At 41.8% G+C, this 11,289-nt stretch carries 11 protein-coding genes and 2 pseudogenes; 7 read left to right on the plus strand and 6 right to left on the minus strand.

Translation table 11 applies throughout. The annotated features are described in order from the left end of the window. The 3 genes from HWQ58_RS01460 to HWQ58_RS01470 all read right to left on the minus strand — a co-directional run. On the minus strand, positions 1-596 hold a 596-nt coding region (locus HWQ58_RS01460; protein ID WP_292856864.1), incomplete at its 3' end, for a GNAT family N-acetyltransferase. A gap of 128 nt (positions 597-724) precedes the next feature. Next, entirely contained in the window at positions 725-1,597 is an 873-nt protein-coding gene (locus HWQ58_RS01465; RefSeq protein ID WP_292856866.1) for a GNAT family N-acetyltransferase, read from the minus strand. Positions 1,598-1,664: 67 nt separating this feature from the next. Then, positions 1,665-1,835: a hypothetical protein gene (locus HWQ58_RS01470; protein WP_292856868.1), complete on the minus strand. Its 171-nt coding sequence runs from the start codon at positions 1,833-1,835 to the stop codon at positions 1,665-1,667. A 575-nt stretch (positions 1,836-2,410) separates the two neighbouring features. Between HWQ58_RS01470 and HWQ58_RS01475 the strand changes: the two genes are divergently transcribed. Further along, complete coding sequence (locus HWQ58_RS01475; protein ID WP_292856870.1) at positions 2,411-2,899, plus strand: hypothetical protein; 489 nt, start codon at positions 2,411-2,413, stop codon at positions 2,897-2,899. Positions 2,900-2,959: 60 nt separating this feature from the next. Here HWQ58_RS01475 and HWQ58_RS01480 read toward each other — a convergent pair whose 3' ends face one another. Beyond that, entirely contained in the window at positions 2,960-3,904 is a 945-nt protein-coding gene (locus tag HWQ58_RS01480; protein ID WP_292856871.1) for a protein rep, read from the minus strand. A gap of 112 nt (positions 3,905-4,016) precedes the next feature. On the opposite strand from HWQ58_RS01480, the gene HWQ58_RS01485 reads away from it, so the two are divergent. The 6 genes from HWQ58_RS01485 (at position 4,017) to HWQ58_RS01505 (ending at position 9,775) form a co-directional block, all read left to right on the plus strand. Continuing rightward, positions 4,017-4,790: a nucleoside phosphorylase gene (locus tag HWQ58_RS01485; protein WP_292856872.1), complete on the plus strand. Its 774-nt coding sequence runs from the start codon at positions 4,017-4,019 to the stop codon at positions 4,788-4,790. 521 nt (positions 4,791-5,311) lie between these two features. Next, complete coding sequence (locus HWQ58_RS01490; RefSeq protein WP_292856873.1) at positions 5,312-5,875, plus strand: retropepsin-like aspartic protease; 564 nt, start codon at positions 5,312-5,314, stop codon at positions 5,873-5,875. Positions 5,876-6,117: 242 nt separating this feature from the next. Next, complete coding sequence (locus tag HWQ58_RS38290; RefSeq protein ID WP_366837165.1) at positions 6,118-6,504, plus strand: Rpn family recombination-promoting nuclease/putative transposase; 387 nt, start codon at positions 6,118-6,120, stop codon at positions 6,502-6,504. 2 nt (positions 6,505-6,506) lie between these two features. Next, positions 6,507-7,007, plus strand: coding sequence for a hypothetical protein (locus HWQ58_RS38295; RefSeq protein ID WP_366837167.1), 501 nt, complete (start codon positions 6,507-6,509; stop codon positions 7,005-7,007). Between the two features lie 756 nt (positions 7,008-7,763). Further along, positions 7,764-9,128, plus strand: coding sequence for a tRNA (N6-isopentenyl adenosine(37)-C2)-methylthiotransferase MiaB (gene miaB / locus HWQ58_RS01500; RefSeq protein WP_292856875.1), 1,365 nt, complete (start codon positions 7,764-7,766; stop codon positions 9,126-9,128). Positions 9,129-9,157: 29 nt separating this feature from the next. Then, the gene (locus HWQ58_RS01505; RefSeq protein ID WP_292856877.1) at positions 9,158-9,775 is read left to right on the plus strand and encodes a hypothetical protein; all 618 of its coding nucleotides are present in this window, start codon (positions 9,158-9,160) and stop codon (positions 9,773-9,775) included. A 462-nt stretch (positions 9,776-10,237) separates the two neighbouring features. Here the strand turns inward: HWQ58_RS01505 and HWQ58_RS01510 are convergent. Together HWQ58_RS01510 and HWQ58_RS01515 are read right to left on the minus strand one after the other, a co-directional pair. After that, positions 10,238-10,462, minus strand: a pseudogene (locus HWQ58_RS01510) (IS4 family transposase); the annotation flags it as partial. A 270-nt stretch (positions 10,463-10,732) separates the two neighbouring features. Then, positions 10,733-10,921: pseudogene (locus HWQ58_RS01515) on the minus strand (IS4 family transposase); the annotation flags it as partial. Positions 10,922-11,289 lie beyond the last annotated feature (368 nt).

Consider the following 11,289-nt stretch of genomic DNA (forward strand, 5'->3'; position numbering starts at 1 on the left):
ATGTTAACAAAACTTTGCATCGTGTCCCATATTGCACGTATCCCGGCTGTACCCCTATTAGAGACAGGTGCGCGTGTTTCTAAAAGTCTGTGTAGCAATGTGTAATCTTTGGTATCTGTAAAATCCAGTATTCTGAAGCTATCAGTGCTACCTGTGAAGTTACACTTAACCTTGAAGATATGTTCTTCGACAACACGAAAGCCAAAAGGTAAGTAAAACTCTGGTTGTGGTGTCGTCAGTACTAGGGTTTCGTAAAGGCGATCGTGATCGCAATACCCTAGCACTTCTTCCATTACTTCACGGTAATACCCTCTCCTGCGAAATTCTGCACGGGTAGCTACTCCATGAATTCCTCCCACAGTGAGCCTTTGTCCCATAATTTGCATAGGAATTTCTAACACTCCCACATGGGTAATAGCTACATGATCATGAAAGCGAATAAACGGAGTTGAAGCTGTTTCCCAGGATGCACCTAGTTTTTTTGCACATTCTGCTAAACTGCTGAGTCCGGGAAATGTGACTTCCATCAAGTCAAAAAGCTTATCGCTTAAGCTGGGATCGTCAGAGAATGACTGTTTGAAACGATACTGGCTCATACTTCAAGTATTACTATTAATTCAGTAAAGATTACAAAATCAATTCCAGCAAATCCAGAAAAAGGGAAATTATAAATGGGTAGCAAGGGCGTAAGGTGTTGCGCCTCTAACATTTAACCCAATATTTCTCAAGCCTGAGTCTCTTCAAATAAGACTAAACCATACTTCTCGCCAGTAGGCAAAAAGCCAATTCCTCGATAAACTGCTTGGGCTGCTTGGTTATTATCACCTGTAAACAGGATGGCACGTTTTACTAAGAGCGATCGCGCATCTAACAATGAGCCTGCTACTACACTTTTGGCGTAGCCTTTACCCCGCAGCGCTGGCGGTGTCCAGACTCCACCGATTTGCACAATATCAGGTAGGCTGGCATTGAAAGCAGAGTAGGAAACTGGGGTATTTCCTGCTACCAAAACCCAATGCATAGCCGTAGCTTGACGTGCCTCAATTACGAGACGGCTAGCTGTTGTTAAACTGGGAGTATCTCTTTGTCCTAAAGTTTCCACGCTATAAGCAGCACACCATTGAGTGAGTAATTCCAATTCATCTGGATGCGGCAAACGACACTGCACCTTTGCCGATGCTAAAGCTTGAGGTATTTGCAAGTTACATAGTGTTAGAGAAAACAATATCTCAGCCTCATCAAGCTGAGTTGGTCGCTTGCTAAGTCCCAAAATGCTTTTTGTTGCTTCGACTTGTGCTGCTGGCCCACTAATTCCAGAAATAGCACGTCCAGATTGTGCGACAACTGCTTGCACCACCTCTGTCAGATATACAGGGGCTTGGACTACGATCATCCCATTCCAAAAGTGGGCTGCAACTGCCACTATAGTTTCATCTATATAGGCCGCTATGTAAGTTCCTTGAAATCTTGCCCCTTGGTCAAGCAGTCCCGCAGCTGGCCAATTAGAGCGCAAAAACATAGAAGTATCGCTGTGTTGCAAGAGGAATGTTTCCAGCGATACTTCATCTCCAGGTTGCAGCGTTCTCAAAGTAGGCACAAAAACCTCCTGATAATTGAAAGGGACACAGTTAGGCTGTGTCCCTAAATGAAGCTACTTCAAGATGTTAGGACTGCCGATAGCAGGCAAACTTCATTGAAAAAGTAGCCATGCCAGAAGTAAGCGATGTCTGACGACAAGCCGCTTCTCTACGAGAGGCTCCGCCAACGCGTCTACGCAATTCTGTAAAATACCCAAACATTCGCGCCCACGGTACTTCAGCTTGTTCAAGGGACAAACAGTCACCGACTGAGTGGTGGCATATTTTGTATTATATATGTAGTGTATAAAAATCAAACGCTGATATGTAGCGTATTCTATTACTGGGGCGATCGCTACTCCAACTAGATGACAGGTAAACACTTCTAGAGAAATCTTAAATCATTCGTAAAACGCTAGTAAATAACTTAATTATCGAAGCTATTTACTAGCTTCAAGTAAAGGCAATTTATAAATACCAGCCATCTGCTTTTCAGGTGACTGGTATTTATTTCTTTGTGCTTTTTGAGTTAGAGAAAGGATAGCCGAATAGGCTAACGCCTACCAATAGATGAAGTACGAAGAAAATAAATAAAGAGTCTTACTTTACTAGTTGTGGAGTGGAATAGACTTTAAATATTTTTTTAGAACGCTTCGCGCTGAAGAAATAAAGAATAGGCTGACCCCTTAAAAGTATATGAAAAAAATAAATAAAGAGTTGTACTCCACGACTAGTGGAGTGGAATAGACTTTAAATATTTTTTTTGAACGCTTCGCGCTGAGGGTAGGTGTAATTAGTTTGATTTGCAGAGTTAAAATTTTCAGGAGTTAATAATGAATTTAGTTGAAACTAAAACTATTGGATACGTTCGTCGCGATCTTCAAAGTCTTCATGATTGGTGTAATCATCAATTTAGCATGAAGTCAATGGCTTCTAGCCGGGTTGCTTTTGATCGAACTCACAAATGGTTTGGATATGAGGTAATACTATTGCCTAATGCGGTAATTAATCCAGGTAATTGGGATGCGAGGGTTAATCGACTTGGTGATCGCATTCTTCCAGGATGGAATTGTGCCTTACTATGCCATTATTGTCCAGGTGGTGGCATGATAGAACACTGTGACCATTCCGTTTTTGAACCTCTGGTAGCATTAGTCAATATTGGACGTGCTACTTTTCGCATTGATAATCAGGAACATCACCTTGAAGATGGTCAGGTTATCAAATTTAATTCTAATATTCCCCATGAACTACTTCCGGTTGTATCTGAACGCTGGTCTTTATCCTTTCGTCGGATTAAGCCACAGAATCTACGGTTCTAAACTTATGTAATCCTTTTCCTGTAAGGGTTATGGGGCTGTTTTTGTATCGCTGATATCACTCTATATTTTAAATCTTTGTAACTTGCGCTCCCATCGGAAAAACAAACTTTCCCCATTCACCTCATCTGTCTCTTCACTTTCATTAATGAGGTCTTGGTTTTTCTCCTCTAATTCGCGCATATATTGCCTGAGTATACCCCCAACAGCGATCGCTCTACTTTTATGTAGCTGACGGGTTAACTCTAAAAACCATTCCCTATCACCCACCAAATCTGACTCTTTCACCTGATACTTGAGAATTTCTGGAATAAGTAGTGATGGGTTATGATGTTTAGCGATCGCACTAGTATGAATAATTGGCTGGTAATCAATTCGTAAGCACTGCTGCCACAACGCTACCCATTTGGCATGAGAAAGATAGCCATGACTGAAATACGAAGGCGGTACCATTGCCAAAATATGTAAATGCGGATGTGCTGAGATTCCATCTCTACCTTTAGTGACTTCTGTGGACTTCACCCAACCTTTCGCAGGCCATGCTTTCAATTCAGTGAATCGCTTAAAAGCTTTATTCATCGAATCTAAGTTTTCCCTGAGTTCCTCAATTTGGCAATTCCTTACAGTCAAAGTAACAAATAGCCAACGGGACTTGGGGTAATCAGTGACAACCTGTGGGAGAATTTTATAAGCTCTTGCTTTCCACATGAGCGATCGCCGCCACTGACAAACAGGACAGTGACGAACCCTACAGAATCGGGCATCTGATAGCTTTAACTTGAGAATACCTTCCGCTTCGTCTGGCACTAATTGAAACTTCAGCAACTCGGAACACATTCTCACTCGCCAAGCATACTGCTGAAAGCAATGTTCGTCTGCTTTAGCGTAATAATGGAAAACTTTATCAGTATTAGCTCTGTGCTTGTCCCAGATTTTACCTATAGGCGAAACTTCGGATAAGCTTTGTACATTTTGATTTTGTTGGGACTTTAAGGCTTTAGCGAACACAGAATCACTGAGTCAGTTTGGTATCAACGTCCCAAATTAACGTAATTTATACGGTAAAACCTCAGTAAAAGTATTTAGGTAAATATGTAAGGCGATCGCAACTCTCAACTCTATGACTGGTAAACACTTTTATCACATTGGCTTTGGGCAAGATGATTTAGGTTCATCGCCTCCCAGCATTGCTCTATTATCTGGCGATCCAGAGCGATCGCGTCTCATTGCCCAAACTTATCTACAAGATGTACGCTTGTTGTCAGAAAATCGCGGACTCAATAGCTATGTAGGATACTTACTGAATGGTCGCAGCATCTTATCAGCTACAAGTGGTATGGGTGCGCCTTCATTAAGTATTGTTGTTAATGAGTTGGTACAAGTAGGAATCCGGCAAATTATTCGCATTGGAACTTGTGGTTCCATTCAACCTTATATAGCAGTCGGTAGCGTTGTTATTAGCAGTGCAGCATTATGTCGCCAAGGTGCAGCAAATGATATTGCACCTGTGGAGTATCCAGCCGCAGCCGATCCTTTTCTGACAGTCGCTTTAGTTAAAGCTGCACGAGAATTAAAGGTTGAACATTACATTGGAATTACAGCATCAGTTGATACTTTTTACGAGGGACAAGAACGCACTGATTCCGCCAATCCAAATTTAATGCGATCGCTGCATGGCATTACAGAAGAATATCGACGCTTGAATATCTTGAATTACGAGATGGAATGCGGCACACTATTCAAAATGGCAGGAGTGTATAATTTTGCTGCTGCTGCTATTTGCGGTGTAGTTGCTTCACGTACTGATAGTGAAAATATCATCTTAGAACAAAGAGATGTCGCTGTTAAAAATGCGATCGCAACTGCTGTAAATGCCGCAGCAAGCTTTGAGTAAGCTAACAAATCTCTCTTATCAACTTCTTAGTATGTCGGATTGAATTTGCTCTAAGTATTTTTATCATGTCTTTACCTAATCTTTAATTTATCAATCAGTAATTACCGATAAGATGTATTGAGTAAAATGCAATTTCATCTTGATTGAGACATATTATAGAAAAAACTTTATCAGCTAACTTAAAACTACAATAATTGGTTAAAAGTATCTCGTTTTCAACAGAGAGAATTTGAATTTTTATTTGTTAATTAAGAAAAACTCAGTTTTTATAGGCATTTTCAATCCGGTGATGTACAAGTATGCAAATAGACCTAACCCCCTAACTCCCTTCCCGAAGCGGGAAGGGGGAACAATTCAAAGCCTCTCTCCTTTTAGGAGAGAGGAATGGAAGTGAGGTCAAAATTGTACCTCACTGGGTCGAGAACCGCTATATATTAGAAAACTGTGCTTTTAATGTTTTACAGCCGCCATGATGAGTTTAGCTATTAAGAGTAATCACAAAAATTGGAGAGCAGTATAACATGAAAAATGCTTGGAGGCGTTGGATTACGACCGTTAAACTAGCTGCGATTGCACCAATGCCGACGCTGATATTTTTAGCATTCTCTCATCAGGCAACAGCAGACGATCCAGGAGCATGTTATATGATAACTTCCTCTGGTAAAACCGTTGGATTGGGAGGGATTTGTGGCAATATCATAGACGCGCCTTCAGACAACAGAGTTTTTCGAGTCTCAATCAAACGCCGTTTTGGTGGAACTCCTGTGATTGATGTCACCTTCAATGACAAAAAAACCTTTGAAATGATTGTAGATACAGGTGCTAGTGGAACCATTATCACTCAAGATATGGCGAATACACTTCAACTACAGGCTACAGGTACAATGCAAGCCCAAATTGCTGATGGTAGTGAAGTAAAATTCTCAACCAGTAAGGTAAAATCTATTGCAGTAGGTGGAGTTACAGCCAACAATCTTCAAGTGGCGATCGCACCAAAAGCAAGCATCGGCTTACTCGGTCACGATTTCTTTGGCAACTATGATATTAAAATTCTGGAAACAGAAGTTGAATTTCATCACCGCTAAGTTGTAATACCATTGAGACAAGTGTTTGCGATTTGTAAAAATTTTACTTGCGGCATAGAAGATTTCCGCAAACAGCCAATATGACATAGTAGTTATCCAAGTACTTTTATTAAAGACTGACCGCCTTTGGACAACTTGTAGTGCGTTGGCGACATACAATTTACACCAGGATAGAAACCTTACTCGTCAGGTGTTTTTTGTGCCGAATGCGGAGATTTGGATGTGTTGGAGGAGTTGCTAGGATGATTGACCATGACAGGCTTTTCAAAGAATTAATATCTACATTCTTTGTTGAGTTTCTCGATTTATTCCTGCCTCAAGTAGCTAGCCAAATAGACTGCGATTCTATCCAGTTTTTACCCCAAGATGTATTTACTGATGTCACATCTGGAGAAAAGAAAGAAATTGATTTGCTGGCACAGGTACGTTATCAGCAGCAGGAGACTTACTTTCTAATTCATGTTGAAAATCAGTCTTACACTGAGTCAGCATTTGCCAAGCGGATGTTTAAGTATTTTGCACGCTTACATGAAAAATATGATTTACCAATTTATCCAGTTGTGATTTTCTCCTTCGACGAACCAAAACGTGCCCAAGCGCAAAATTATCGTGTCACGTTTCCGATTTAAAGGTGCTGGAATTTCAGTTTGCAGCAATTCAATTAAATCGCCTAAGTTGGCGGGATTTTCTAACGCAACACAATCCAGTCGCAGCGGCGTTGATGGCGAAGATGAATATTGCGGTGTCAGAACGTCCGCAGGTGAAGGCGGAATGTTTGCGGTTGCTGACAACTTTAAGGTTAGACCCAGCGCGGATGCAATTAATTTCTGGATTTGTAGATGTGTACTTGGAACTGAATGCAGCAGAAGAAGAAGTCTTTCAAGCTGTGGTCGATACAATGGGATTAACTAAGCAGGAGGTATATATGGAAATTGTCACCAGTTGGGAACGGAAAGCAATACAGGTAGAACGACGGGCAACTATTACTAAGATTTTAAAGCTGCGCTTTGGGGACATTGATGCTTCTTTAGAAGACATTATTCCTGCTTTGTTACAATTGTCCCCTGATGAATATATGGATTCACTCTTGCAAGCTGACCGTGAGGAGTTATTATCGCGGTTTCAAGGGTAATCGTAAATGGAATTATTACTTGCAGATTGATTGGCTTGTCACTGTTCGTAGGTAGTAGCGATCGCTTAAGTTAAGCTTGATTGTCAAAAAAATCTTGATGGCTTGCACTAACGCGATTAATCATGTATCTAAGTTACGTTTAATGTGAATTAAGCTTTGAAACCCTTGTAATTTCATAGGTAATCCCAAAACTATGATTTTGAGCGAATCTAGAAACCCTTATAGAATAAGCGGCGTTTCTAATTCACATCAGACGTAAGTTATACGAACCCAAAAAAAGCATTTTTGACAACTAAATACTACTATTAAGTAATCGTCAATTAAATTATGGGAGTGGTTTGTGGTTGCATTTCTACAAACCTTCGCTCAAATCAATCTTGACAGTCTACTATTCTCGGTTCACATACCCTAATTATCAGCAAGACATTTCTTTAGCAACGATGACATTAAGATTCTGGAGAAAGAGGGCGAATTTGATCGCCGCCAATGCTTGTAGTTTGTCAATTCTTTAGGTTTGTATATTGAAATTAGGCGTTGCTGAATTGAGGGATGATTTAGCAAGTTATAAAATTTCTCCCCCTGCACCCCCTGCTTCCCCTGCCTGCCTAAATTCATCCCCTTGTTCTGCAACGCCTGAAATTATTTCAGCCTGCCCGTTTCTCTCAAGAGTTACTCGGCATTTCGGAAGCAGCTTAAGAGCGTTATAGAATAGAAATAAACCTTACATAACATTACGCTGATTCAGCAGAATTGCCCATGACCACTTCTAAACGCCAATACCACATTACTACTTTCGGTTGTCAGATGAATAAAGCTGACTCAGAGCGCATGGCTGGCGTTTTGGAAGACATGGGCTTTGAGTGGTGTCAAGACCCGAATCATGCAGATGTGATTCTCTACAATACCTGTACAATTCGGGATAATGCTGAACAAAAGGTATACTCCTATCTTGGCAGACAAGCGAAGCGTAAACACGAGCAGCCTGATTTAACCCTCATTGTTGCTGGCTGTGTTGCCCAGCAAGAAGGAGAAGCGCTGTTGCGGCGAGTCCCAGAATTAGATTTGGTAATGGGGCCACAACATGCCAACCGTCTGAAAGATTTGCTGGAGTCAGTATTTGAGGGTAATCAAGTCGTAGCAACCGAAGCAGTTCACATTATTGAAGATATCACCCAGCCGCGACGGGATAGTACAGTGACAGCTTGGGTGAATGTAATTTACGGCTGTAACGAACGCTGCACCTATTGCGTGGTTCCGAATGTGCGTGGTGTCGAACAATCTCGCACGCCGTCAGCTATTCGGGCGGAAATGGAAAAATTAGGACGACAAGGTTACAAAGAAATTACTCTACTCGGTCAAAATATTGATGCTTACGGCAGAGATTTACCTGGAATCACACCAGAAGGTCGGCATCTGCACAACTTTACAGATTTGCTTTATTACGTGCATGATGTGTCGGGGATTGAAAGGCTAAGATTTGCTACTAGTCACCCCCGTTATTTTACCGAGAGATTAATTCAAGCTTGTGCTGAGTTGCCCAAGGTGTGCGAACACTTCCACATTCCCTTTCAATCTGGGGATAATGAACTTTTAAAGGCGATGGCGCGGGGTTATACCCATGAGAAATATCGCCGGATTATCGATACCATTCGGCGGTATATGCCAGATGCCTCGATTAGTGCCGATGTAATTGTCGGTTTTCCTGGGGAGACAGAAGCACAGTTTGAAAATACCCTGAAACTCGTGGAAGATATTGGCTTTGATATGTTGAATACAGCAGCATATTCACCACGTCCAGGGACACCAGCCGCTTTGTGGGACAATCAACTGAGTGAAGAAATTAAAAGCGATCGCCTGCAACGGCTCAATCATCTGGGAAACTTGAAAGTAGCAGAGCGATCGCAACGTTATTTTGGACGCATTGAAGAAGTTTTAGTAGAAGACCAAAATCCTAAAGACCCAACCCAAGTAATGGGACGCACTGGTGGTAATCGTTTGACCTTTTTTAACGGTAACATCAAAGAACTTAAAGGGCAGTTAGTGAAGGTAAAAATTACCGAAGTTCGCCCTTTTAGTTTGACTGGTGAACCAGTTGAAGTAAGGCAAACCATTTTGCAGTAAGAACTATTTGAAGATTATACCCCTGACTTATGATGAAGTTACCGCAAACGATTCCAGTTCTTCTTTTTGGGGCTAGCTTAGCTGTAATTTCCCCTCAAAGTGCTGCTTTCAGTGTTCAAGAGGTAGCTATTGTTGCCCAAGCGTCAAGCGATTTGCCAATGGTCAAATCAGCTGGACTGTCCCCCGATATGGATGTGCCTTGGTCGAAAGCCGTAAAAATTGTTGACCCCTTTGAAGGTGAGTTTGTTGGAGTTTTCGATCGCAATTCTTTAGGTGGCCGCTTGTACCGTGAGGGTTCAAAGCAAGTTATTAGTTTGTGGACTCCTTCGAGCATTCGAGTACTCGTAACAGTAAATTCGGATCAAGCAAGGTCTTCTTTCTACATAGCAGGTCGTGTGTATCCCAGACCTGACTATTTTAGATTTACCACGACTAAAAAAGTCGATAAGCTTTTGCTCAAGGTCAGAAAAAAAGTTTTTCAATTAGACGGTTCAACTGGCACATTTGCTGTCAGTAAAGAATTAGCCACTGCTTTGAAAAATGCTCCAGATGAGAACTTAGATATCAGACTAGTCTTGGAAGGAGGTCAAACTGTTGATAGCGAAATTGGCAAAGGGACAGTAAAAGCTTGGCGAACTATTTATTAAGCGATTGCATTTTTCAGCCAAGTATTTTCTATGTTTAATAAAGGAAAAATCTCTCCGTTCTGATCAGAAATTTATTTGGTACAACTTGTTTATAGATCAATACGCTTGGGTTAAGGATAACCGTAGGTTGGGTTGAACTTTAGTGTTATATCAGGTTCGGTTAAACACTTATAATATATGTAGGTTGGGTTGAGAAACGTAGCAAGATCCCGAAGGGAAACCCAACATTTAATCCTTGTTCATGTTGGGTTTCACTGCCGTTCAAACGCCACTTGCTTCTCCCTTGGCGCTAGCCTCTCCCTTTGGGAGCTATCCATTAGTCACATCTTTCTTAAGATTGCGGAAAAGAAGTCAGCCAGAGGATTTGCTGATGAGAAGTTCTAAGGAGGATTGACAAAAATAGGGAATTATGTAAGCAAAGGGAAATTTTCTAGGCGATCACTAAACATAATCAACCATGAACTAGGAAATCTGATCGACTAATTTCCAGGTGGCGGTGATATCGTGTAATCGCCGCAATCCTCTCTTCGAGACGGTACGCGAACGCCAAATAGTTTTCACACCAAGCTCACCATCGCCTTTGCGACCCAAAAAGCCGCCTAGAGTCGCAATCATTCGTACTGCTTCTGGTAAAGAAGGTGGCTGTTGAGGTGGGATGGGATTTTTGTTGATAGTTGCACATAAAGACGAGCCAGCGCCGTGGGCGGGTTTCCCGACTTGAGGCGACTGGCGTTGCCATTCACAGGCTTGTAAAACCCTGTCGCATCGCAGGTCACTAATAGGGTATAGGGGGTAGGGTGTAGGGTATAGGGAGGACGGCATTGGTCGAGGCAAGTGATAATGACCTTTTGCTACGCCGGTGAATTGACGGGGCAAGTGAAATTGATGGTTGTTGGGGCTCTCTAGAAGGGAGCAACCCCACACCCCAAACCTGCAACCCCGCCCCAACGGGGCTTGGTCAAGATAGCCTAGACCATTTGTTGCTTTATGGCTGGTTAAATCTATACTTGTCGTGTCCTGAATCATCAACACCAGATCATGTTCTTTGATTCGAGCAACTGTGCTTTTTACATGGGCCTTACGTATATCATCTGGCTGAAAGTAAGGTGAGTTCCAAAAATCGTATGCTGCGGTGGTTGCGGCTATAGCCTTATTCTTGGGGAGGGGAAACAAAGCGTACCTTTGGCGGGGTGGGGTTATTGAAGTTCATTAATATCTGTTGAGTATTCCTCACCAGCTTCACTGCGATAAAAAACCAATAACCAGCAAAGGCAAGAGTATTAAGACAGATACAATCAAAACGAGGGTTGCCGGATCGATTTTTATATGGTTCTTCTCTGGATCGCGCATTTGGCACTCTCTCGAACAATAAATATATTACCTAAGCCTAAATGATGGTTACTTTTTTTTCCAAGCCCAATGAGATTTAGAAGTGTAAACTTTTTAGCCCATCAGCTTATTTCTTCCAAGGCAATTTAGTCCCCATTTCAGTTAAAGCTGAGAAGATAAGATAG

This window comes from Nostoc sp. LPT (assembly GCF_017115165.1).
GTDB lineage: Bacteria > Cyanobacteriota > Cyanobacteriia > Cyanobacteriales > Nostocaceae > Nostoc.